General features: G+C 49.9%; 18 protein-coding genes. 12 read left to right on the top strand and 6 right to left on the bottom strand.

Translation table 11 applies throughout. From position 1 onward, the window contains the following. Positions 1 to 65: 65 nt before the first annotated feature. Together ACTJJS_RS02795 and ACTJJS_RS02790 are read left to right on the top strand one after the other, a co-directional pair. Positions 66 to 806: a polyprenol monophosphomannose synthase gene (locus ACTJJS_RS02795; RefSeq protein WP_078672214.1), complete on the top strand. Its 741-nt coding sequence runs from the start codon at positions 66 to 68 to the stop codon at positions 804 to 806. 115 nt (positions 807 to 921) lie between these two features. After that, positions 922 to 1,812, top strand: a complete 891-nt coding sequence (locus ACTJJS_RS02790; protein ID WP_440662312.1) for a DMT family transporter — start codon at positions 922 to 924, stop codon at positions 1,810 to 1,812. Here ACTJJS_RS02790 and ACTJJS_RS02785 read toward each other — a convergent pair. Then, entirely contained in the window at positions 1,809 to 2,558 is a 750-nt protein-coding gene (locus tag ACTJJS_RS02785) for a DeoR/GlpR family DNA-binding transcription regulator (RefSeq protein ID WP_168869388.1), read from the bottom strand. The two genes, ACTJJS_RS02790 and ACTJJS_RS02785, sit on opposite strands and share 4 nt — an antisense overlap. 304 nt (positions 2,559 to 2,862) lie before the next feature. Between ACTJJS_RS02785 and ACTJJS_RS02780 the strand changes: the two genes are divergently transcribed. From ACTJJS_RS02780 to ACTJJS_RS02750, 7 genes are all read left to right on the top strand, one after another. Beyond that, positions 2,863 to 6,036, top strand: coding sequence for a SusC/RagA family TonB-linked outer membrane protein (locus tag ACTJJS_RS02780; RefSeq protein WP_440662311.1), 3,174 nt, complete (start codon positions 2,863 to 2,865; stop codon positions 6,034 to 6,036). An 11-nt stretch (positions 6,037 to 6,047) separates the two neighbouring features. Next, a complete protein-coding gene (locus ACTJJS_RS02775; protein ID WP_440662310.1) occupies positions 6,048 to 7,718 on the top strand; it encodes a RagB/SusD family nutrient uptake outer membrane protein in 1,671 nt (556 codons plus the stop codon). Between the two features lie 163 nt (positions 7,719 to 7,881). Further along, complete coding sequence (locus ACTJJS_RS02770; protein ID WP_440662309.1) at positions 7,882 to 10,716, top strand: prolyl oligopeptidase family serine peptidase; 2,835 nt, start codon at positions 7,882 to 7,884, stop codon at positions 10,714 to 10,716. A gap of 247 nt (positions 10,717 to 10,963) precedes the next feature. After that, positions 10,964 to 11,785 carry a helix-turn-helix domain-containing protein gene (locus ACTJJS_RS02765; RefSeq protein WP_440662308.1) on the top strand — a complete coding sequence of 274 codons (822 nt, stop codon included), beginning with the start codon at positions 10,964 to 10,966 and terminating at the stop codon, positions 11,783 to 11,785. A gap of 41 nt (positions 11,786 to 11,826) precedes the next feature. Further along, on the top strand, positions 11,827 to 12,279 hold the full coding sequence (locus ACTJJS_RS02760) for a GNAT family N-acetyltransferase (protein WP_440662307.1): 453 nt from the start codon (positions 11,827 to 11,829) through the stop codon (positions 12,277 to 12,279). 51 nt (positions 12,280 to 12,330) lie between these two features. Continuing rightward, a complete protein-coding gene (locus tag ACTJJS_RS02755; protein WP_440662306.1) occupies positions 12,331 to 12,834 on the top strand; it encodes a cupin domain-containing protein in 504 nt (167 codons plus the stop codon). 97 nt (positions 12,835 to 12,931) lie between these two features. Further along, positions 12,932 to 13,552: a DUF4230 domain-containing protein gene (locus tag ACTJJS_RS02750; protein WP_168869395.1), complete on the top strand. Its 621-nt coding sequence runs from the start codon at positions 12,932 to 12,934 to the stop codon at positions 13,550 to 13,552. Between the two features lie 7 nt (positions 13,553 to 13,559). Here the strand turns inward: ACTJJS_RS02750 and ACTJJS_RS02745 are convergent, their stop codons facing one another. Then, on the bottom strand, positions 13,560 to 14,279 hold the full coding sequence (locus ACTJJS_RS02745) for a hypothetical protein (protein ID WP_168869396.1): 720 nt from the start codon (positions 14,277 to 14,279) through the stop codon (positions 13,560 to 13,562). 502 nt (positions 14,280 to 14,781) lie between these two features. On the opposite strand from ACTJJS_RS02745, the gene ACTJJS_RS02740 reads away from it, so the two are divergent. Next, on the top strand, positions 14,782 to 15,099 hold the full coding sequence (locus ACTJJS_RS02740; RefSeq protein ID WP_078672202.1) for an RNA recognition motif domain-containing protein: 318 nt from the start codon (positions 14,782 to 14,784) through the stop codon (positions 15,097 to 15,099). A gap of 221 nt (positions 15,100 to 15,320) precedes the next feature. Here ACTJJS_RS02740 and ACTJJS_RS02735 read toward each other — a convergent pair whose 3' ends face one another. The 4 genes from ACTJJS_RS02735 to ACTJJS_RS02720 form a co-directional block, all read right to left on the bottom strand. After that, complete coding sequence (locus ACTJJS_RS02735) at positions 15,321 to 16,661, bottom strand: dihydrolipoamide acetyltransferase family protein (protein WP_440662305.1); 1,341 nt, start codon at positions 16,659 to 16,661, stop codon at positions 15,321 to 15,323. Between the two features lie 71 nt (positions 16,662 to 16,732). Further along, positions 16,733 to 17,980 (bottom strand): CinA family nicotinamide mononucleotide deamidase-related protein, encoded by a 1,248-nt coding sequence (locus tag ACTJJS_RS02730; RefSeq protein WP_440662304.1) that lies wholly within the window; start codon positions 17,978 to 17,980, stop codon positions 16,733 to 16,735. A gap of 120 nt (positions 17,981 to 18,100) precedes the next feature. Beyond that, on the bottom strand, positions 18,101 to 18,511 hold the full coding sequence (locus tag ACTJJS_RS02725) for an acyl-CoA thioesterase (RefSeq protein ID WP_078672199.1): 411 nt from the start codon (positions 18,509 to 18,511) through the stop codon (positions 18,101 to 18,103). Positions 18,512 to 18,564: 53 nt separating this feature from the next. Next, entirely contained in the window at positions 18,565 to 18,984 is a 420-nt protein-coding gene (locus tag ACTJJS_RS02720) for a DoxX family protein (RefSeq protein ID WP_440662303.1), read from the bottom strand. Between the two features lie 232 nt (positions 18,985 to 19,216). On the opposite strand from ACTJJS_RS02720, the gene ACTJJS_RS02715 reads away from it, so the two are divergent. Together ACTJJS_RS02715 and ACTJJS_RS02710 are read left to right on the top strand one after the other, a co-directional pair. Beyond that, positions 19,217 to 22,297, top strand: a complete 3,081-nt coding sequence (locus ACTJJS_RS02715; protein WP_440662302.1) for a tetratricopeptide repeat protein — start codon at positions 19,217 to 19,219, stop codon at positions 22,295 to 22,297. 53 nt (positions 22,298 to 22,350) lie between these two features. After that, positions 22,351 to 24,000, top strand: coding sequence for a hypothetical protein (locus tag ACTJJS_RS02710; protein WP_168869402.1), 1,650 nt, complete (start codon positions 22,351 to 22,353; stop codon positions 23,998 to 24,000). Positions 24,001 to 24,095 lie beyond the last annotated feature (95 nt).

Genomic DNA, 24,095 nt, shown 5'->3' with positions numbered 1-24,095 from the left:
AGGAACAAGGTATCTTGCGTCGTAATTGAATTATTTTCGCAGTACACAAAACTTCATCGGCTGAATTGGAAAAGCTTGTCATTATTCCTACGTACAATGAGAAGGACAATATCCGTAACATCATTGACGCTGTATTTTCCTTACAGCAGAATTTCCATATCCTGATTGTGGACGATGGTTCTCCTGACGGTACAGGCAATATTGTAAAATCACTGCAAAACGAACATCCCGGACAACTGTTCCTGGAAGAGCGTTCCGGTAAACAGGGGCTGGGCACCGCCTACATCCACGGTTTCAAATGGGCACTGGCCAGAAACTACCAGTATATCTTTGAAATGGATGCCGATTTCTCCCATAACCCCAAAGACCTGGTACGCCTGTACGATGCCTGCGCCAAAGGGGGTGCAGACGTGGCAGTAGGCTCCCGCTACGTAAAAGGCGGGAAAACCGAAAACTGGCCATGGGACAGGGCAGTACTCTCTTACGGCGCTTCCATCTATGTAGGCATGATCACCTGGATGCCGGTGAAAGATCCCACTGCCGGTTTTGTATGTTACCGCAATACCGTACTGGAAGCCATCAATCTCGACCAGATCCAGTTTGTAGGGTATGCCTTCCAGATAGAAATGAAATTTACCGCCTGGAAACTGGGCTTTACCATCGCCGAGGTCCCCATCACGTTCAAAGACCGTCGAGAAGGGTATTCCAAAATGAGTAAAGGCATTGTGAAGGAAGGTGTGCTGGGCGTATTAAAAATTCAATGGCAGAGCCTTTTCCGTAACTATAAAAAAAGAGTTACCAATTAATTAATCTGATAGTTGGTGTATTTGGATATTTGGGTATTTACCTTCGCACCGCGATACCCAAATATCTGAATTTTGAATAGCGGGCCACGATTTTTCGGGTCCGAACTGAGTGTGTATGAAAAAAGCGTTTTTACAGCTGCACCTTTCTGTATTTCTTGCAGGATTCACGGGCATTTTAGGCAAGCTGATATCCCTTAATGAAGGATTACTGGTATGGTACCGGTTGCTCATCACTGCTGTTACCATGTATGTCCTGTTCCGTTTACAGGGCACCTTCCGCAAACTTCCATGGAAAGATATTGTGCCGATAGGCGCTACCGGTGTGGTGGTAGCCCTCCACTGGCTTTTCTTTTACGGCAGTATTAAATATTCCAATGTATCTATCGGGGTGATTTGTTTCTCGCTCACCAGCCTCTTTACCGCTGTTTTTGATCCGCTGATCAACCGGCGCCGTTTTGACGTGGCGGAGATGTTGCTCTCTATGCTGACGCTTTTCGGCATTTTGCTGATTTTTCATTTTGACACCCAATACCGCACCGGTATTGTGCTGGGCATTATTTCCGCGATGTTTGCCGCGCTGTTTACCGTGTACAACAAACGCCTGGTCAAACGTTTTGATACCAATACCATTACCTTTTACGAATTATCCACCGGCCTTGTGGTACTCTCCCTGGCACTGCCTTTTTACCTGCATTTTTTCCCTGTCAGCTCTGTGATACCGGGCTTTTCCGACCTGATGTACCTGTTGGTGCTGGCCTGGTTATGCACCATTTGTATGTATACACTGAGCATGAACGCGCTGAAAAAGATCTCACCCTTCACCGTTAATCTCTGCTTTAACCTGGAACCGGTGTACAGTATTGTGCTGGCTTTTATCCTTTTTCACGAGAACAAGCACCTCAACAACGCTTTCTACGCAGGCCTGGCCTGTATTGTGTTGTCTGTAGCCCTGCAAATGGCGCGGGTTACCTGGCAGCATAAGACCGGCAGGGTGGTGGCAGGTTAAAACAATTCCAGGTCCAGGTGCTGATAGGCGTCCAGAAAATGATTGTCTGGCTCCAGTTCTGTGATGAGGTAGTTGATCTGGTTGAGATCACACACTTTCATGCGTTGGGAAGAGTTCAGTTTTTCCGCGATGCTCAGGATGGCCATTTTCTTGGAAGCCCTTAACATGGCCCTTTTCACCTGTACTACTTCCCAGTCTGATTCCGTCATGCCGTCCTGTATGGAGAAGCCGTTGGCGCCCAGCAGGCACAGGTCCACTTTTATCTCTGCCAGCTGGTTGATAACGCTGGCGCCTATATGAATATGTGAACTGCGGGACAACTGGCCGCCGATGGTGATAACGGTCAGATTGGGATGTTCCACCAGTTGCAGCGCCACGAGGGGGCTGATGGTAAAAAACGTGGCCCGCAGGTTGACCGGTATCGCTTTCGCCAGTTCTATCATCGTGGTGCCTCCGCCGGTGAGGATGACCATATCGTTTTTCAGCAGTTTCAGTGTCTTTTCCGCTATTTGCTTTTTTGCGGCCTGTGCATAAACCGAGTTTCCTTCATCGAACGGATAGTGGAAAGAACGGCCGATGGCGCCGCCGTGCACTTTCAATACTTTGCCTTCTTCCGCCATCTCTTTCAGGTCTCTTCGGACGGTATCTTCAGAAATACTGAGCATGGCGCTGATATCGGTGGAAAGAACTTTGTTGTGCAGGTTGATCTGCTTCATAATAAACGCCTGGCGCTCTTCTTTCAACATGCTGTGGGGAATTTTTTGCTTGTTCACAAATGTAGAAAAATCTAATCCAAATTGATTATGCGTGTTTTAGCAATATTTCACATTAAATAAACGCATTTTCCTGTAATTTGCCTTTTTTTCAAGAAATTTTATGCTACTTTCATGCACTAAAACGCAAATAAATGCAAGATTCCCGTGTACCTGAGTGAGAAACTGCGTTCTTCCTGTAAACAGTAACCGATTGTAGAAAATAGTTTAATTATCTGTATTCCAACACGTTAGAACTTAAAACTTTTAAAACAGCCAACATCTAAATCTAAAAAACATGAAGAAAAGGCTACTTTTCACTTTCATTTTTTTGCTGGTTTATGCGAGTTCATGGGCCCAAAATATCATTACGGGCACTGTACTGGATAAGAGCAGCCAGCAACCCATTATCGGGGCTACGATAACCGCCGGTAAAAAAGGTACCGTGACCGATCCGGACGGGAAGTTCAGACTGGACGCACCTGCCGGCACGGTGGTAGTACATGTTACCTTCATCGGCTATCAGCCGCAGGACGTACCGGTAGGCAAAAATGCGCTGCGCATCCTTCTGTCGCCAGATGAACGTTCCCTGGAACAGGTAGTCGTGGTAGGTTATGGCACCCAGAAAAAAGCCAACCTCACCGGTGCCGTTAACACCGTAGATATCAGCAAAACCATGCAGGGACGCCCTATCACGGACCCGTCCAAAGCATTGCAGGGTATCTCTCCGGGCCTCAACATCCAGTATTCCAACGGCGGCTTAACAGCCGGCCCTTCTATCAACATCCGCGGCATGGGCTCCGTTAACGGCAGCAACCGCCCGCTGATCCTGGTAGACAATGTGGAAACACCGGACCTCACCATGATCAATCCGGAAGACATCGAAAGCGTTTCCGTGTTGAAAGATGCGGCTTCCACCTCCATTTATGGCGCCCGCGCCGCTTTTGGCGTGGTGCTCATCAAAACAAAATCAGGTGTTCGTAACATGCCGACAAGAGTTACCTACTCCAACAACTTTGGCTGGAACTCCCCCACCAGTCTGCCTGATTTCGCTGATCCGGTACAGGAACTGACAGGGCTGATCAATGCCGCCAAACGTACCGGCGCCTCTTCTCCTGAACTGTTTGGTATGCAACTGATCAAACTGCGCGACGGCATCAAAAACTGGCAGGACAAATATGCCAACAACCGCAAAAGCAACGAAATGGTGCCCGGCGAAGATTTTGACCTGCCTACCGGCAGCAGCCCGGCTTATTTCTACCGCGTATGGGACGTTAAAGATATCATGCTCAGAAAATGGTCCCCGCAACAGGTACACAACCTGAGCGTACAGGGCGGCAGCGAAAAAGTATCCTACTTCCTGTCTGCCGGCTACAACAACACCGGCGGTGTGATGAAGCTCAATCCGGACCAGGTGAAGAAATACAACATCACCGGCGCCGTAAATGCCTCTGTGACCAACTGGCTGGACCTGGACCTCAAAATGATGTACCGTAACTTTGAGTACGACTACCCTTACCAATACCAGAACTATTTTCAATACATGTGGCGCTGGGGCGCGTACTTCCCGTATGGCACCTACCAGGGCAACTACTTCCGCCATACTCCCGGCTATTTAGCCAACGCTCCGACCAACGATGTTGTGGACAACTACACTCGTGTAAACCTGGGCGCTACCCTGAAACTCACCAAAGACCTGAACGTACGTGCTGATTATACTATTGGCCGCGACAACATCATGCGTCATGAAGTAGGCGGAAAGGTAATGCTGTGGGACTTCTGGCAATCTACTATGCCACTGAAAGACCTGGCCGCTGGTACCAGCGACAACAAGATGGGCTACCGCGCCAACCGTTATAAAGTAAATACTTTCAACATCTACGCCACCTACGATAAGAAGCTGAGTAAAGACCACGCCATCAAAGTAATGGTGGGCGCCAATGCGGAAGATGCTGACACCGTTGGTGTAAATGCATCCCGCCTGACGCCACTGGACCAGTCCAAACCGGAATTCAACCTGGCTGTAGGTGACATGTCCACCAGCGGTTTCCATCTTGCGCGCGCCTATGCAGGTTTCTTCGGCAGGGTGAACTATAACTACAAAGACAAATGGTTACTGGAGCTGAACGGTCGTTATGACGGCGCTTCTTCCTTCCCTCCTGCTGACCGCTGGGCATTTTTTCCATCTGCGTCCGCAGGTTACCGCATCAGCCAGGAATCTTTCTTCCAGCCGGTCCGCAATATCCTGTCTGACATGAAGATCCGTGCCTCTTATGGTACCCTGGGCAACCAGGACCTGGGCGGCGTATACTATATTCCGTTCATGCCAACCAGCACTGTAAACTGGGTGGTAGGCAATAACAATGCACCAGGCGTTGCCGCACCTACCGCAGTAACCAAATCCCTCACCTGGGAAACCGTGCGTACACTGGACTTTGGTACAGACATCAGCCTGTTCAACAATAACATCAATGTGACCTTTGACTGGTACGAACGTAATACCTCTGATATGCTTACCAGCAAGGCCGTTCCTTCCGCTTTCGGTGCTGCCGCCCCAATGGTAAACAATGGCGCACTGCGTACCCGCGGTTACGAAATTTCCATTGACGCGAACTATCCGCTGAAAAAAGACTGGACCATATATGGTACATTGAGCTTCTGGGACAGCAAAACATTTGTTACACAGTGGGACAACCCGTCCATGCTGCTGACCCAAAACTATGTCGGCAAACAACTGGGCGAAATCTGGGGCTTTGAAACAGACCGTTACTTTACCAAAGATGACGATATGACCAAACTGCCCGACCAGTCCAAGCTGACTGACGGTACCTTTAAATTCGGTCCCGGCGATATCAAATACAAGGACCTGGACGGCAGCGGCGTGATTGACGGCGGCAAAGGCTCCCTGAACGACCACGGTGACCTGAAACGTATCGGTAACGCCCTCCCCCGCTATCAATACAGCGTAAGACTGGGTACTACCTTCAAACAGTTCGATTTCGATGTATTGTTCCAGGGTGTAGGAAAACAGAACTACTGGGGACTCGGTGACCTCGCCATTCCGCTGTACCGCGCCGGCGACATCCTGTACGATCACCAGCTGGACTTCTGGACAGAAAGCAATCCAAACGCCAAATACCCGAACCCATATCCCAACAATGCCAACGGTAAAGTTCAGGGTCTGACCGCTGCCGCCGGTGGCAACAACTTCTACCCACAATCCAAATACCTGCTTAACCTGGCATATCTGCGCCTGAAAAACATCACGCTGGGATATACCCTGCCGGACGCACTGATCAAACGTGCCCACCTGCAGAAAGTACGTGTATACGCCAGCGCCCAGAATATTGCCACTATCTCCAACGTAGGCGTTCCCATCGATCCGGAAATCACTACCGGCGAAGGCAACATCTATGGCAGGACCTGGCCGTTCCAGAAAACGTGGTCCTTCGGATTACAGGTAAACTTCTAAAACAGCAGCACATGACAAAGCGTATATATATACCCGTTATATTATTGATGATCATTGCAACAGTAGGTTGCAAGAAATATGTTGACAAAGGACTGCCAGACACCTTTGACGACAATAATTTCTGGCGGACAGAAGACAACGTCCGCGTTTATTGCTGGTCTTTTTATGAGATGTTCCCGGGATATGGCAATGGCAACGGTACCGGTGATTTTTACTTCACCACCCTGTCTGATGACCAGGCAGCGCCCACCATCCAGCCGCTGACCATCAACATACCCACCAGCAATTCCAAATGGGACTTCTCTTACGTGCGTAAAGCCAATATTCTGCTGGAAAGGGCTGACCGCGTACAGATGGCCGATGAAGCCAAAAACCACTGGAAAGGCGTGGCCCGTTTTTTCCGTGCACTGGCCTACTACAACCTGGTGAGAGAATTTGGCGATGTTCCCTGGCTGGGACATTCCATGGACATCAGCGACAGCAACTACATCTACAAGGGCCGCGATCCCCGCACCCAGGTGATGGACAGTGTCCTTAACGATCTGGATTTCGCTATCACCAACCTCCGGGTAAAAGACCAGGACAATACCATCAACCAGTACATTGCGCTGGCACTGAAGTCACGCATATGCCTGTACGAAGGTACCTGGCGTAAATACCACACCGCCGTAGGACTGCAAGGCGCCGACAAGTTCCTGCTGGCCGCCAAAGATGCCGCTGAAAAGCTGATCGCCGGTCCGTATGTGTTGAATACAGACTACACCACCACATACAACTCCATCGACCTGTCTACCAGCAAGGAAGTGTTGCTGTACAAAAAATATCTGCCCAGCTACCTGACTCATTCCCTGATCGGGTACCTGACCAGCAGTACCACCATGTCTGGCATCAACAAAAACGCGATCGAGTCTTTCGTTTGCACCGACGGGCTGCCTATCAGCCTGTCCCCGCTCTATAAAGGCGATGACAACATCCAGAATACCCGGGCCAACAGGGACAAACGCCTGCTGCAATCCATCGACACCGTGTTGTGCTACAAAACCAACCTGGTGGCTGGCAGACAAAGCAGCACCGGCTATCGTCCGGCTAAATTCCTGAACCCGCTGGTAGCCAACGTGGTAGCGCCTTACAACGATACCGACGCTCCGCTGTTCTGGCTGGCAGAAGTGCTGCTCAACTACGCAGAAGCCGCAGCTGAACTGAACAACATGGGTAAATATACTTTCAGCCAGGCTGACCTGGACAAATCCGTGAACAAACTGCGTGCAAGGGCCGGTGTGGCCCCGCTGCAATACCTCGGCTCTGAACAGCAGGTAGGTGTGAATGGCACCGCATTCAATGACCCGGCCAATAAAATCAATGTTTCCCCGCTGATCTGGGAAGTAAGAAGAGAAAGAAGGGTGGAACTGATGCTGGACGGTTTCCGGTATCATGACCTGATGCGCTGGGCTTTAGGCGCTAACCTGAACACCACTACCAACCCGGACATCGCCAAAGGCGCCAAAGTGCCGCCTCCTCCGGCCGGACAAACACTCGACCGCGATGCCAACGGCTATATCCTGGTATATGCCCCTACCGTTTCCCGCGTGTTCTCCGACCCGAAAAACTACCTCCAGCCTATCCCCAGCGGACAGATTTCCCTCTATCCTGCAGGAAGGCTGACCCAGAACCCGGGCTGGTAATTTTCTCTATCGTGTGATCTGCATATGAGATAAATCGAAACAACAAAAACGCGAAAGCCCCCTGGCCAGCCATTGGTCAGGGGGCTTTTGCGTTCTATGTCTGCCGCCCGCCGCTGGTAAAAGTCTTTGGCACTTTTGCCCAAAAAATTTATACTTTGTGACCATGAGAAATATGTTACTGGCCCTTCCCCTGCTGGGGGCCTCTTTTGCTTATGCCCAACAACCTGCCAAAAAGCCGCTGGACCACTCCGTGTACGACAGCTGGCAAAATATCGGCACTAAACTGATCAGCAACGATGGACAATGGGTGGTGTATACCGTCGCCCTGCAGGAAGGAGACGGTTCCCTGGTCATCTACGACCGTAAAACAGGCCAGTCCCGTACCATTGCCCGTGGCAGCAGCCCGGTGATCACCAACGATTCCCGGCATGTGATATTCAGCATTAAACCGCTGTTTAAAGACAGCCGCGAAGCCCGCATCAAAAAGAAAAAACCGGCCGAAATGCCGAAAGATTCCATGGGCATCGTTACCCTCGCCACCGGCGACCTGCAGAAATTCCCAGGCATCAAATCCTTTAAAACACCCGCCAAAGGCAGCGGATGGCTCGCATACCTGGTAGAAAAACCAGCCGCCGACAGCGCAAAAGCCAAAGGCAAAACCACTACCAAAACTGCCGATGACGACCGTGCTGATGATGATAAAAGTGGCAGCGATAAAAATGAAAACGGTACCCTCGTTATCCGTCAACTGAAAGACGGCAGCCAGGACTCCGTTAAAAACGTAGCGGAATATGTGTTCAGCAAACCAGGTAATAACCTCCTGATAGAAATCACTTCGGAGAAAAAAGACTCCCTGTCCCGCTCCGGCGTACTGCTGTGGCATACCGCCAACCGCAAGGCAGATACGCTCAGCCGCGGCTATGGCGATTACAAACAATTCGCCTTCGATGACAAGGGAGAACAGGCCGCCTATTTCGGTACCCGCGACAGCGCTAAATCCCTCCAACAGTTCTACCAGCTGTTTTATTATAAACCCGGACAGGACAGCGCCATTACCGCAGCCGATAAAAACAGCAGCGGCATTCCCTCCCGCTGGACCATCAGCTCCAACAGCCTGATCTGGTTCAGCAAAGACGGGCAACGCCTGTTCTTTGGCACCGCTCCCATCCTGCCGGTAAAAGATACCAGCATCGTGGATTTTGAAGTGGCCAAAGTAGATATCTGGAACTATAAAGATGACTACCTGCAACCCATGCAGCTCAAAAACGCAGACAAGGAACTGAAAAGGAACTATGCTGCCGTATATTATCCCGGCTCCAAACGTATCCTCCAGCTGGGCGATCAGGACCTGGAGAACGTGGTCATCCCCGCAGAAGGCAATGGCCGCTACGCCCTCGGTTACACCGATAAAGGCGACCGCATTCAGCTGCAATGGATAGGCCGTACCCTCAAAACAGGCTATCTGATCAACCTGGAAGATGGTTCCCGCAAAAAAATCAAAGAGAAACTGGATGGCTTCTATTCCATCTCTCCCAATGGCCAGTATATCCTGTGGTACGACCTGGTGGACAAACAATATTCCACCTATCATAATGCCACCGGCACTGTAGTCAACATCACAAAAAACATTCCGACCAAACTGTTTGATGAAGAAGATGACCATCCCGACGTACCGGAACCATACGGCATTGCAGGATGGCTCAACAACGACAAGTTTGTATACCTCTATGACCGTTACGATATCTGGGAAGTAGATCCCACCGGCAAAAAAGCACCTGCCATGATCACCTTTGGCAAAGGCCGCCAGGAGAAAACCCGTTTCCGCGTCCTGAAGCTGGACGAAGAACAGAAGTTTTACAATCCCGGCGATCTGCTGGTGCTCAGTGCCTTCCAGGACAGCAGCAAATACAACGGTTTCTACTCCCTGCAATTACAGGCAAAAAATGAAAAGCTGCGCAGGCCGCAACAGCTGGTACTGGGCCCCAACAGCTACCTGGACCTGGTGAAAGCGAAAGATGCCAACGCATATACGTATACCCGTGCCAGTTATACAGAATCGCCCAATGTATATACCGGCGAGTTGAACAAAGCGGTAAAAATCAGCAATACCAACCCGCAACAGCAGGAATACAACTGGGGCACCGCCTCCCTGTATAAGTGGACCACCTTCACCGGCAAACCATCAGAAGGTATTCTCTATAAGCCAGAGGATTTCGATCCGAACAAAAAATACCCGGTTATTTTTTATTTCTATGAGATACTGACCGACGGGCTTTACAACTACCAGGCGCCGGCACCTACGCCTTCGCGTCTGAATATCTCCTTCTTTGTCAGCCGTGGCTACCTGGTGTTTGCACCGGATATCAGGTATGAAAACGGTTACCCGGGCAAAAGCGCCTACGATTATATCGTGAGCGCCGCCGAAGATCTTGCCAAACAACCATGGGTAGACGGCAAAAACATGGGGATACAGGGCCAGAGCTGGGGTGGCTACCAGGTAGCTTTCCTGATCACGCAGACCAATCTTTTCAAGGCAGCATGGGCCGGAGCGCCGGTTGCCAATATGACCAGCGCATACGGCGGTATTCGCTGGGAAAGCGGTATGAACCGCCAGTTCCAGTATGAACACACCCAGAGCCGTATCGGCGCCACCCTGTGGGACAAACCGGAGCTGTACATCCAGAACTCTCCGCTGTTTAATCTGCCGAAAGTGAATACGCCAGTTGCTATTATGGCCAATGACGCCGACGGCGCCGTTCCCTGGTACCAGGGCATTGAAATGTTCACCGGCTTACGCCGCCTTGGCAAACCTGTATGGCTGCTGAACTACAACAACGAAGCGCATAACCTCGTACAACGCCAGAACCGTAAAGACATCCAACGCCGCGAACAACAGTTCTTCGACCACTTCCTGAAAGGCGCTCCTGCGCCACAGTGGCTCGAGTCCGGTGTTCCTGCCACGGAGAAAGGCATTAACTGGGGCTTTGATGTGAAATAATTCAGGGATTTTTTGATTGACGGATTTTTTGATTCCCGTGGATTACAGAGATAAAGACCGAAGCGACTAAATACCAATCGCTTCGGTCTTTTTTTTTGCTTACAGCTCCCTGACTCTCCAAATTAAAACATCAAAAAATTCCTAATATTTAACAAAAAACATATATTTACAATGAATAATCGCCACTTTAGCGTATGGTGTGATTTGCAGCGATAGCGATATCCACTAACACCACATTTTAGTACCTATGAACTTCCATATCTGCCATCCCGGAGATGCTTTGCGTCCGTTCGTTAAACAGTTTTATTACTGGGAAGATGATTCCCGCAGCCAGATACAGTTACCGCAGCATTTATTTACGCTGGGCGACCAGTACATGGTATTTATCCCGGAAGGGACAGCGGTGATAAAGCCGGCAGGCCATGCGGCCTTTACGCTGCCTTGTCATGCTGTGACCGGTCATTTTACCAGCGCCTGTCAGCTGCAGGTGAGCGGCCCGGTGCGGATGACAGTTGTGCAACTGAACGCCTACGGCTGCTACCGTATGCTGGGCATTGATGGTGAGTCTTTCACCAATTACTACCGCAACCTGGACCTGCATGAGAACGCAGTTTGGTCACAACTGGGAAGCCGCCTTCAGCAGCTTCGCGACCCGCAGGAGATCACCGTTGTGCTGAACGAGACATTTCAACAGGTATTGCAAAGTGATGCCCCCTGCCTGAAGCAGGCAGACGAGATGGCCGATTACCTGCTGGCCCGTCAGGGTAATGTGAGCGTGGAAGAACTGGCGAAGGCGTTTCAGTTGTCCCGTCCCACGTTGGAGCGGTTGTTCAACCGGGTAATAGGCATGCCGCCACAGTTATTTGCCCGCATGGTCCGTTTCCGGAATGCGTTGCAACAAACAGATATGGCACAGTGGCAGATGCCGGCCACGGCCTACTATAACCTGGCGATGTTCATACAGGACCATTTGCAGTTCAACGGCGAAATGCCGTCCTGGTATAATGCGCCGGCCACTATCGCGCATATGCCGGCACCGGCCATGCAACAGGTGGCAGTAGCGAGTTAGAAAAAATTGCCTACATTTAGTAACGCTCAATGTTACTGACTATGGCAACTACCATTTACCTCGTTAAAGACGGAGACTATACTGTTTCAACTGACAAATCAAGGCTGGACATCAGTGTTATACACGATTTCCTGGCAAAAGAATCATACTGGGCAAAAGATATTCCTGTCAGTGTTGTGGAAAAAACACTGGCAGGATCTTTATGTTTTGGATTATACTATCGCGACCGGCAGATAGGATTTGCCAGGCTGATCACCGACCTGGCTTCTTTCGCCTACCTGGCCGATGTGTTTGTAATACCTGCCTACCGGGGCAAAGGTCTTTCCAAACTGCTGATGCGCGCCATACTGGAGCACCCCGAGCTGCAAACCCTGCGGAGATGGCTGCTGGTAACACAGGATGCACACGAATTATACCGGCAGTTCGGCTTCACAGAAGTGCCTAATCCGGAAAAGTTTATGCAGCGTCATAACCCGAACGCTTATACGAAATAACAGTCCGACAACTATTCTTTTTATTATATTACCCCGATAATCTGGTGCTATATGCAATATTCCGCAGCCCACTGGCGAGATCAATTAAAATTACAACCACACGTGGAAGGCGGCGCCTTTCTCGAAACATACCGTTCTGAGTGGATGCTGGACATGAGCACCCTGCCGGCCGGCATGGGAGGAAACCGGAACGCGTCTACCTGTATTTATTTTTTACTGGAAGAAGGACAGTTTTCCGCTTTTCACCGCATTGCCGCTGATGAGATCTGGCATTTCTATGACGGCCAAACCCTTACCATCTATGAGATTGAGCCGGGCGGGCAGCTCCGGGCACACAAGCTGGGGCGGGATATTCAAAACGGCGAGAGCCTGCAGGTGATCATCTGCGCCGGCAATTGGTTTGCCTCCCGCGTGGAAGTGCCCGGCGGGTATGCGCTCACCGGCTGTACCGTAGCACCCGGCTTCGACTTCGCCGATTTTGAGCTGGCAGACAAAACCACCTTACAGGCTGCCTATCCACAACATGCATCGCTGATTGACAGCCTTACCCGTTAATCTAACGTTAACGCCTAAACGCACATTATACTCCGGCTTTTTATTAATTTACAGCCGGACCAGGTAAGATATTGCCTGTTTTTATCAAACCATCCTCATGAAGAAGATCCTCTATATTGTTGCTTTTCTGCTGCTGGCCGTGCTGCTTTTCTGGCTGGGCAAACGTTTTGGTTCCTCCAATGTCAGCGAGCAGGTGATCTCCAACAGCACTATTGTAAAGGAAATCGCCGAACTGGCCAGCCTGGACGTACAAGGCTCCGCCAGCATCAAACGCAGTAACATTGAAGACAGCGGCGGGTGGAGCGATAATCTGAAGAAGGCTTTCCTGGAAAACACCGTATGGGTCACTATCCCCTATCAGGCAAAATACGGGGTGAATATCGACGAAAAACATTTTAAGGTGGAAGTCAGCAATAAAAAGATCATTGTTCACTTGCCGGCGCCTAAGCTAATGAGCTACGAGCTGAAGGTAGACAAAATGGAAACGGCCAACCGCAAGGGCTGGCTCCTCTTCCAGGACGACGAAACCTATACGGCCGTGCAGAAAAAGCTGTACCAGACCTCCCGCAGCCAGCTGGAAAATAACCAGTTGTATATACAGCAGTCCAAAGACAAGATCCGCAAGGTAATGGAGCAGTATTACGCCCCCTTCCTGAAAGACCATACCCTTGAAGTACAGTTTGATGGCGCCGCCACGGCCACCCCACCGCTCAATTGATCAGGCATCAGGCGGCGTTAAGGGCTATATACCGCACCAGGCTGCGTTTTGCCACCGGCAGCAGCGTCTCGTTGACCGGCAATACCAGGGGCGTTTCCACACAATATACCGCCGGGTTAGACGCCTTATTTTTCCTGAGCAGGATTGTTTTGATGTGTTCGCAAGTGTGCACCAGGTCTTTCGTGTACGCTTCCAGGTATTCCGTACGGATGCCCCGGTACTGTTCATCATGCCGTTCAAAAATGGTGAGGTGATAGCTGTATACCAGCGTATCGCTGTAACGCCCGTCACACAGCAGCAGGTAACCCGATGTATTTTCCAGCGGCACCAGCCCCACTGGTGAAATCCGCAGTTTGTCCTGCACAAACTCGTAAATCTCCGTTCCGTCGCGGATCGTGTCGTTCATAGCAGACAGGGCGTATCCGATGATTTCTTCCAGTTCCTGCATCAGCTCATCATCTTCACTTACTTTTTCGTACAGCAGCATCAGTTTCTCCAGGTCGATGCCGGTCAACCGTTTGGGGAACTGTTGTTCCATCAGTTGTTTGTTTTCCCTGAAAGCCCGGAGATTGTTAAAATGGTAGATGATATCAGCCAGCTGGGGGTATAGCTTGTTTTGGTTAAAGGCCCGGTGTATCTCCTGCAGGTAGGACAACAGGGTGTATTTCTTCAGTTCAAAATCAATATAGCCATCCGCAAACCAGGTTTCGCTCAGCGTTGTTCCCATAAAAAAGTGAATTTAACGGTTACTATTAATTTACGAAAAAAAGAGGACAAAACACAAGGCTCTTCCGCCGCACTTCCCGATGCGGCTTTGTCTGTCGCGAATGTCATACATATGCCATACCGTTTTATCCGGCCACCGCATCGTCAATTTATCCCGGTGCGGTGAAGCAGGCAAAAGCGGCCCAAACAATAAAAAGCAGCGTAAAGCAGTAAAACCGCGGTCCAGTCAACCGAAATGACTGGCATAAAAAGGGGTGGCGAACATGATTCAGCGCCTCATTCATATGAAAAATAAAAACAATAAATAACATTATTCTATGATAAACCGCAAACTATTCCTACAAAATAAAAATGCCTTACATGCTTTGCTGTAAAGGGTTTCAGCATGATTAAGCAATAACTGGCCGGTACCCGCCGGAAATATTTTTTAACCTTCACCACTTTATTGATGTTTATTTCATAACTTCAGTATATTATTTTTCATTTTTTTAATTTCAGTTATCATGAACATTTACGTAGCCAACCTGCACTATAGGTTGACCGATGAGGATCTCCATCAGATTTTCAGCGATTATGGAGAGGTTACCTCCGCTAAGGTTATCAAAGACCATGAAACAGGCCGCTCTCGTGGTTTCGGTTTTGTGGAAATGCCTAATCAGGAAGAAGGAGCCAAGGCTATGGATAGTTTAAACGGCAGCGAGATAGAAGGCAAGCAATTAATGGTAAACGAAGCAAGACCTAAACAGCCGAATAATAATTTCAAAGGTGGTGGTAATCGTGGTGGCGGAGGAGGATATGGCTCCCGTGACCGTCGTTACTAATCCCTTATTCGGGCACAAAGGAATTGAAGAGGCGCTTTCACGAGCGCCTCTTTTTATTTGGGAATTTTTTGATTTACGATTTTGGAATTTCGTGGACCATCTAAGCGAATGGTTAAAGTAAGATATAAAATAGAAGACGGGCGCGATAATATCGCGCCCGTCTTCTATTTTATATTTGCTCAGATGATTTAAGAAATTCCAAAATCGTAAATCAAAAATCCCTAAATGGTCCGTTTCGGATCGAAATTTTCGAGTTCCTGAGCCACAGCAGTCAGGAAAGTAGCGCCCAGGGAGCCGTCCACGATACGGTGATCGTAGGACATGGACAGGTACATCATATGGCGGATAGCGATAGAGTCGCCCTGTTCGGTTTCCACGACCACGGGGCGTTTCTTGATAGCGCCGACAGCCAGGATGGCCACCTGCGGCTGGTTGATGATGGGGGTTCCCATCAGGCTGCCGAAAGTGCCAACGTTGGTGAGGGTGAAGGTACCGGACTGCGTGTCTTCCGGTTTCAGTTTGTTCTGACGGGCAGCATTGGCCAGGCCGTTGACCTGTTTGCTGAGGCCAGTCAGGTTGAGCATGTCTGCGTTTTTAATCACGGGCACGATCAGGTTACCGGAAGGTAAGGCAGTGGCCATACCGATATTGATATCTTTTTTGATAATGATTTTATCACCGTCGAGGGAGCAGTTGATCAGCGGGAAACGTTTGATACATTTCACGATGGCTTCTATGAACAGTGGTGTGAACGTGAGTTTTTCGCCTTCTCTTTTTTCGAATTCACCTTTCATGCGATCGCGCCATTTCACCATGTTGGTCACATCGGCTTCTGCGAAGCTGGTCACGTGCGGGCTGGTTTGTTTGCTCATCACCATGTGGTTGGCGATCAGTTTGCGCATGCGGTCCATTTCCACGATTTCCACGTTGCCATTATAGGTAGGGGAAGCAACGGTAGTGGTTACTGCCGGCGTGTTACGTACAGCGGTAGCAGGAGTGGCGGCAGTTTCCGCAACAGGTGTTACGTCGGGGACCACCTTGCCTTCCTTACGGTCTGCCACATATTGCAGGATATCCTTTTTGGTCACGCGGCCATCGCTGCCGGAGCCGGGAATCCTCTCCAGGTCGGCGAAGCTAACGCCTTCCTGTTGCGCAATGGTGAGCACGAGCGGGGAATAGAATCTGGCACCGCCGGCAGCAGGTGCAGGGGCGGCGGCAGCTGCAACGGGTGCAGCAGATGGTACAGCGGCAGCGGTAAACTTAGGCTCTGAGGCCGCTACTGGTGTTTCAGGTACAGGTGCAGTATTGGCCGCTGCATCGGCATTGGTATTGATACGGGCTATCACAGTGCCCACCGGTACCACATCATTTTCCTTGAAGAGTACTTCGGCGATCACCCCTTCTGCAATCGAGGGGACTTCGCTGTCCACTTTGTCCGTAGCAATTTCCAACACGGTTTCATCCACTTTTACGTGATCGCCCGTCTTTTTATGCCAACGCAAAATGGTGGCTTCCATGATGCTTTCTCCCATTTTTGGCATTACCAATTCTACAATGGCCATAAGATTGTTTTTAGCTTTAGTGTGGACAAAAATAAGGGAATTGTATCAATTCAGTCAGTCGGTGCTGCGGCTTATTCCAAAATGAGCTTACGCAGCTCGTTCATCGCATACACGGCGGTCATCTGGGTATTCCGTTCCCGGTCGTACCGCAGATGGTATTTGATGGCTGTCATTTTCTCCCGGCTGCCAACGGCCACCCATACGGTGCCGACCGGCTTTTCCGGGGTGCCGCCGTCGGGGCCCATGATACCGGATACGGCTATGGCATAATCTGTTTCCAGCAGTTGCAGGGCGCCGACCAGCATTTCCTTCACGGTTTCCTCACTTACGGCCCCATAGGTCTGCAATGTCTCTGCTTTTACGCCCAACAGCTTCATTTTCATCTCATTGGCGTAGGTAATGGCGCTGCCTTTGTAATAGGCGGAGCTACCGGGAACGGCCGTGATCCAGGTGGATATTTGTCCACCGGTACAGCTTTCAGCGGTGCCTACCGTCTTTCCTCTTTCTTTCAGCAGCTGCCCCAGCACCTCTCCGATGCTGATGTCCTGATCAGTGACGGTGATATCCGGCAATAACGCCATCAGTTCATGGAAATAGCCTGTCAGTTCAGCTGCGGAGGTCACTTTGTCCGCACCGAAGGCGGTAAGTCGCAGTTTCAGCAGGCTATAGCTGGGCAGGTAAGCCAGTTTGATATGCGGCGGCAGTTTTGCTTCAAAAGCTGTCAGCCTTTCCGCTACAAATGATTCCCCCATACCAGAGGTGATCAGCGTACGGTGTACTACCGCAGGGGTATTAAAATGTGCCGCCAGCTGAGGCAGCACGTAACTTTCCATGATGCCTTTCATTTCGTGCGGCACACCGGGCATAGACACATAAATCTTCCCGTCTTTTTCGAACCACATGCCGGGGGCGGTGCCTCTCTCGTTGGCAATCACTGTACAGGACTCAGGTACCAGGGCCTGGGCCACATTACGTTCCAGTATCGGCAGGCCGCGGCTTTCGAAGATATGCAGCACCCGTTGCAGTGTGGCTGCATCCTGCACCAGCCGGGTCTGGAAGTATTCGCAGAGCGTGGGTTTGGTGATATCATCGGCCGTAGGCCCCAATCCTCCGGTAATCAGTACGATATCAGACAGTTCAGCTTCTTTGGCGAGGTTGGACAGGATGTCTTCCCGTACATCGCCAATGGCTAAACGCCGATGTACCCAGATACCTAATGCATTGAGTTCCTGTGCCATCCAGGCGGAATTGGTATCAATCGTTTGTCCTATCAGCAGTTCATCACCAATGGTAATGATGCTGGCGGTTATTTTGCTCATAACTCAAGGAATTACGAATTACGAATTACGAATTACGGATTAAGGGCTGTTTTATGGAACGGTTATTTAACAGCCGCTCAATAAGAAAACCCTTCATTCGTAATTCGTAATTCGTAATTTCTAATTAAAAAAAGGTTCCAGCCGTTCTTTCAGTGCTTCCGGCAGGCCTGCTTTCTGTTTGGTTTTCACATCGATGAACACCAGTGTGGTCACACCTACGTTGAGCAACTCCCCTTTTTCGTTGTACAGTTCACTATGAAATTGTATGCGGGAACTTTTCGGCAGTTCTTTTAATATAGTCTTCACCGTTATCAGGTCGTCATAGTACGCCGGGCGAAGGTATTTTACATTTAGTTCCGCTACCGGCATGATCACGCCCTGCTCTTCCAGTTCACGGTAGCTGAAGCCCAGTTCCCTGATGGCTTCCGCCCTGCCTACTTCGTAATACAGGCCGTAGTTACCGTAATAGAGATATCCCATCTGGTCCGTTTCCCCGTATCTTACCCTGATCGTCGTTATACTGCTAAACATGATTGCTTCCGATTTTTATATAAAAAGCTGGTCGTACAAAGACCGCTCCACGATTATTTGCCCAGTGCGCCATCGATGGAAAACTTACCGGGCCCGGTAAACAGGACCACCAGGAAACCAGTCAGGTACATCAAAGGCAGTTCGATCTTATCGAAGTTAAAACCCATCAGGTCTGACCGGTGTACCATTCCCACGATCACTGACATGCAGATCACCAGGGGCACTGCGGCCAGCCTGGTCAGCAATCCCATCATCAGTAAAACAGAACAGAAAACTTCTGCAAAAACGGTCATCCCCAAAGAAAATTTATGCCCTACGCCCAAAGGATCAGGGAAAGAATTCATTTTGGCAGCAAAATTGATCAGTTTTGGCCATCCGTGCAATAACAACAGGCCGCCGAACATAAGCCGCAATATCAGCATGGAGAAGCTCACAGCACCGCCAGTGTAGCCGGTTGAGAATAGTTTTCTCATAACAGGTAAGGTTTTTGCGCTATAAATTTATTTGCCGCAATATAGCGCAATAGCCTTTTCCAGACAGCCGGAGTTATCCACATTGTTGGAAAACCGATCCGAAAAGAAAGGATATTACTTTTATATTTGCCTGGTTTGTGTCCCTGATACTGTTCCGATAATACCTGACGGGAAAATATTTTCCGGCAGGAATTCGTTTAAAACGCATAATTCAAGATATAACAGCTAAAGCATGCATTTCATAAGAAAAGTTTTTATTCCAGGACATCTGTACTTATCCATGCTGACTTTCGCCGGCGCAGGTATCGCAGGGATGCCCGCTGCCCATGCGCAGCAGACGCGTATTTATACCGATCCGGAAAAAGTGTTCAAAGATGCACAACAGTACTTCCAGCAGGAAAAGTACAGCGTATCCATGCAGCTTTTCAAGCAAACGATCGACAACATCGATTATTTCCATGAAACCAACCGCGACCTGGTAAAGTCCGACGCCTATTATTATTACACTGTATGCGCCCTCAAACTGGGGCAGGACAATGCGGAAAAAATAGCGCTGGAATACCTTAAAATATTCAATAACAACGCCCGCGAGCAACTGGTAAGCTACCAGCTGGCCAAATATTATTTCCACCAGAACAAGTTCAAAGACGCGATACCGTTATACGAAAAAGCCAGCATCGACAACCTTTCCAACGCGGAAATAGCAGAAGCGAAGTTTGAACTGGCTTATTGCTATTTCAACGTCAAAGACTTTCAGAAAGCACAGCCCCTGTTTGCCGGCATCCGGGAAATACAGGGCAAGTACTATGTGCCGGCCAACTACTACTATGGCTTTATCTCCTACTACAACCATCAGTACGGAGAAGCGCTCAACAGCTTCCAGAAGGTGGTGGAAGATCCGAAGTACAAAAACATTGTGCCTTACTACATCGCCGAGATCTACTACTTCCAGGGCAAACATGACCAGCTGATCTCGTACACCGAGCCACTGCTGCGCCAGGGCGGCCAGTACTACGAAGCAGAGATGAAACAGCTGCTCGGTAAAGCTTACTTCGAACGTAAAGACTATAAAAAAGCCCTGCCCCTGTTACAGGAATTCCAGGACAACGCCGACGAAGTACGCAATGAAGACATTTATCAGTTGTCTTATTCCTACTATCAGACCGGTAACCTGAACAAGGCCATCAGCGGGTTCAAACAGCTGAGCAGCTCCAAAGACTCTCTGGGACAGAACTCCATGTACCTGCTGGGCGACTGCTACCTGCGTACCGGCCAGAAAGCCAACGCCCGCAACGCCTTCGCCTTCTGCGCCAACAACAGCTCCAACGCACAGCAACAGGAAATTTCCCGTTTCCACTACGGCAAACTCTCCTATGAGCTGGGCTACCAGGACGCCGCCCTCAATGAACTGACACAGTTCGTGAAGACGTACCCACAGTCCGCCTATAACAAAGAAGCCCGCGAAATACTCGTAAGCCTCTTCATGAATACCAACAACTATCGCGACGGCCTCGCCACCATCGAGCAGATCGGCGATAAAAACCCGACCGTGCTGAAAGCGTACCAGAAAATAGCCTACGGCAGAGCCACTGAGCTGATCAACGACCAGCAGCTGGCAGAAGCCGACCGTCTCCTGGATATCGCCATCAACAACCCTTACGACGCACAGACCAAGCAGCTGGCCCAGTTCTGGAAAGCAGAAATAGCCCTGCGCCAGAATAAAACGGACAAAGCGATCACTAACCTGAACGCCTATCTGAGCAGCACGCCGCCGGTATCCGGCGAAGCCAATGCACAGACCGCCAGCTATAACCTCGGCTACAGCCTCCTCAAACAGGACAAATACGCCGAAGCACTGCCGCATTTTGAAACAGCACAGAAAGCCAGCGGCCCCAATGCCACGAGGATAGCTAACGACGCCACCCTCCGCGCTGCCGACTGTTATTATATGCTGCGCCAGTTCCCGAAGGCGCTCGCGCTGTACGACCGTGTCATCACCAACAATGATCCCGGCGCAGACTATGCCATTTACCAGAAAGCCATTATCCTTGGCCTTCAGGGCAAACAGGCAGATAAACTGGCCCTGCTGAAGCAACTGGGCAACAAATTCCCAACTTCTGACTTCGGCAACCAGACAGATATGGAAATCGCCAACACGTACCTCTCCCAGGAGAAATATAATGAAGCCATTCCCTACCTGGAAAACGTACTGCAGAAACAACCTAACGGCGCCAATGCCCCAAGAGCCTTACTGAAGCTGGGCCTGTGCTACTATAACAAAGACAACGAAAACAAAGCCCTCTCCTATTACCGCCAGGTAGTAGAGAAATTCCCCGGTTCACCGGAAAGCAACGAAGCGCTGCAAAGCATCAAGTCCATCTACGTTGGCCAGGGCAAAACAGACGACTACCTTGCTTTCCTGAAGGCCAGCGGCCGTACCGTTACTGCCACCGCAGAAGACTCGCTGGCTTATGCCGCCGCAGAAGCGCGTTTTACCAACAACGACTGCTCCGGCGCCATCACCGCTTTCAACAGCTATATCCAGAAATATCCCAACGGCCAGTTTATTCTGCCCGCCCATTTCTATAAGGCTGAGTGTTCCTATAACAACAAAGACTATACGAACGCGCTGCCGGCATATGAATTTGTGTTGTCCCGCAATAACAGCCTGTACGCTGAGCGGTCAGCCCTGCAGGCGGCCAACATCAATTTCTATCAAACCAAAAACTATGATAAAGCGCGCGGCTACTACCTGCAATTACAGGACCTGGCCACCAGCAAGGAAAACAGCCTCGCCGCCACCCGTGGCCTGCTGCGCAGCAACTATCAGCTGAAACACTGGGACGAAGTAGGCAACTATGCCGAAATGCTCCTGTCTACGGCCAACATCAGCACCGATGACCAGATCATCGCACATTTTTACCTGGGCAAAGCGCAAAAACAGGCGAAACAATATGCCAATGCGCTGGCCGAGTTCAAAACCGTTGCCGGCCTGACCAAATCTGAAACCGGTGCAGAAGCCCGTTATGATATGGCTGACTGCTACCTGCAGCAGAACGACCTGGCAGCAGCTGAAAAAGCCGGTTTCGATGTGATCAAAAACACGCCTTCCTACGATGTGTGGGTGGCTAAATCATATATCCTGCTGGGTGACGTGTATTTCCGTCAGCAGGACTACTTCAATGCCAAGGCCACTTTCCAGAGCATCGCTGAAAACTGCCCCATTCCGGAGCTGAAAGCCGAAGCAAAAGAAAAGTTCGCCCAGGCAGAAGCAGCAGAAAAAGCAGCTGGTAAAAAACCTAAGAAACCGTAGCCATTTGAGAATTTTTAAATTTTCAAATTTTAAGATTTTAAGATTACGACAGCATGAATATTCTCAACATACATCGCAAACGCGCTTTTACCATAGCAGGCATATGCCTTGCAGGCATCCTTCATCATCAGCAGGCATGGGCACAGGAGCCGCTGAAACAGGAAACGATCGATATCATTTCCACCAACCAGCCTAAGCTCCGTGACGCCTATAAACTGAACCTGACCGCTTCTCTGCCCGGTGTGGACACCAGCAGGCCCGTACTGAAATACCAGGTGCCGGCCCTCAACCTGAACTTCATGTACCAGGCCGCGCCGCTGAAACCACTGGCATTGGGCAAAGACTCCCTGTCGATGCTGCAGAACAATTTTATCAAACTTGGTTACGGCAACTATAAAACACCATATGTACAGGCAGGTTTCGGCAGTGGCCGCAAAGACGTGTACAATTATGGCCTGTTTGTCAATTACACCAGCTCGCAAGGCAAGGAAATATCCGACCAGAACTACAGCAACCTCAATGCGCTGGCTTCCGGTTCATACCTCCTGCCTACCATGCAGCTGGACGCCAGCATCGGTTATGACCGCAATACCGTTCATTACTACGGTTATAACCACGACAGCGTGAAATACGACAAAAAAGACGTGGCACAGACCTTTAACACGCTGACCGCGCAGGTGGGACTTAAAAACCGCCCGCAAAACGACTGGGCGTTCCAGTTCCAGCCTACGGTGAAGTTCATCGCCTTCAACGATTCCTATAAACGCACAGAAAATACTTTCATCGCTAAAATACCGGTGCGCAAGCAGGTATTTGAAGATATCTATATCAAAGCAGAAGGTGTTTTTGACCTGTCTACCTACAAACAGGACAACGGTCGTAACATCAACAACAATGTGGTGGCCATCCATCCGTCAGTAGACATCATCAAACCGGGCTTTGTGCTGCATGCCGGCGTAAACCCCACCTGGACCAACGATAAGTTTTACCTGCTGCCTGACATCGTGAACGAATCACATCTGGTACGCAAAAAGCTGATCCTGAGCAGCGGCTGGATTTCGTATTTCGACAAGAACTCCTACCGTAACCTGGCCAACAAAAATCCGTTCCTCAATGGCCTGGTGGACGGTATACTCAATACGCGCGTAGAAGAAAAGTATACCGGTATCAAAGGTACGCTGGGCGGGCACTTCAACTACAACACGAAGTTTGCGTCCGTTACGTGGTACAATATGCCCCTGTTCGTGAACGACGCAGCAGACACCAAATACTTCACCACCCGCAACGAAGAGCAGTTACGCGCATTCCAGCTGCATGCGGAAGTAGGTTATATTGAAGAGGAGAAATTCCAGGCAAGGGTTACTTTCGACTGGTACAACTATAACAAGCAGACCACTGAAGTAAAACCCTGGCACCTGCCTCCTTTCCAGGGCGACCTGTTCCTGCAATACACGTTTAATAAGAAGTTGCACCTGAATGCAGACCTGTTTGCCCTCAGCGGCAGCTATTACGTGTTGCCCAACAAGGATTTCGGCAAAACGAGCAGCGCCTGGGACATGAATGCCGGCGCCTCCTACGATATCGGCAAAAACTTCAATCTGTGGCTGAACGCCAATAATATATTCAATTCCCATTATCAGCGCTGGTACCTTTATCCTACCTATGGTTTCAACATCGTAGGCGGAATTATGGTGAAGTTCTGATTTTGAGTTAATTTAGTTGCTCGCAAAGAGACGAAGCAGCAAAGACGCAAAGATGATATTTGCTGCTTTGCTGCTTTGTGATTTCATAGGAATAT

The sequence above is a fragment of the Chitinophaga sp. 22308 genome (assembly GCF_052045305.1).
Taxonomy (GTDB): Bacteria; Bacteroidota; Bacteroidia; order Chitinophagales; family Chitinophagaceae; genus Chitinophaga; species Chitinophaga varians_A.
This window is presented reverse-complemented; position numbering and strand designations above follow the sequence as displayed.

Bases quoted from the DNA above. Each gene is read 5' to 3' on its own strand.
- ACTJJS_RS02775 (WP_440662310.1), top strand. From the start codon at position 6,048: ATGACAAAGCGTATATATATACCCGTTATATTATTGATGATCATTGCA.
- ACTJJS_RS02755 (WP_440662306.1), top strand. From the start codon at position 12,331: ATGCAATATTCCGCAGCCCACTGGCGAGATCAATTAAAATTACAACCA.
- ACTJJS_RS02745 (WP_168869396.1), bottom strand. From the start codon at position 14,279: ATGGGAACAACGCTGAGCGAAACCTGGTTTGCGGATGGCTATATTGAT.
- ACTJJS_RS02785 (WP_168869388.1), bottom strand. From the start codon at position 2,558: ATGTTGAAAGAAGAGCGCCAGGCGTTTATTATGAAGCAGATCAACCTG.
- ACTJJS_RS02730 (WP_440662304.1), bottom strand. From the start codon at position 17,980: ATGAGCAAAATAACCGCCAGCATCATTACCATTGGTGATGAACTGCTG.
- ACTJJS_RS02750 (WP_168869395.1), top strand. From the start codon at position 12,932: ATGAAGAAGATCCTCTATATTGTTGCTTTTCTGCTGCTGGCCGTGCTG.
- ACTJJS_RS02790 (WP_440662312.1), top strand. From the start codon at position 922: ATGAAAAAAGCGTTTTTACAGCTGCACCTTTCTGTATTTCTTGCAGGA.
- ACTJJS_RS02715 (WP_440662302.1), top strand. From the start codon at position 19,217: ATGCATTTCATAAGAAAAGTTTTTATTCCAGGACATCTGTACTTATCC.
- ACTJJS_RS02735 (WP_440662305.1), bottom strand. From the start codon at position 16,661: ATGGCCATTGTAGAATTGGTAATGCCAAAAATGGGAGAAAGCATCATG.
- ACTJJS_RS02725 (WP_078672199.1), bottom strand. From the start codon at position 18,511: ATGTTTAGCAGTATAACGACGATCAGGGTAAGATACGGGGAAACGGAC.
- ACTJJS_RS02720 (WP_440662303.1), bottom strand. From the start codon at position 18,984: ATGAGAAAACTATTCTCAACCGGCTACACTGGCGGTGCTGTGAGCTTC.
- ACTJJS_RS02740 (WP_078672202.1), top strand. From the start codon at position 14,782: ATGAACATTTACGTAGCCAACCTGCACTATAGGTTGACCGATGAGGAT.
- ACTJJS_RS02710 (WP_168869402.1), top strand. From the start codon at position 22,351: ATGAATATTCTCAACATACATCGCAAACGCGCTTTTACCATAGCAGGC.
- ACTJJS_RS02780 (WP_440662311.1), top strand. From the start codon at position 2,863: ATGAAGAAAAGGCTACTTTTCACTTTCATTTTTTTGCTGGTTTATGCG.
- ACTJJS_RS02760 (WP_440662307.1), top strand. From the start codon at position 11,827: ATGGCAACTACCATTTACCTCGTTAAAGACGGAGACTATACTGTTTCA.
- ACTJJS_RS02770 (WP_440662309.1), top strand. From the start codon at position 7,882: ATGAGAAATATGTTACTGGCCCTTCCCCTGCTGGGGGCCTCTTTTGCT.
- ACTJJS_RS02765 (WP_440662308.1), top strand. From the start codon at position 10,964: ATGAACTTCCATATCTGCCATCCCGGAGATGCTTTGCGTCCGTTCGTT.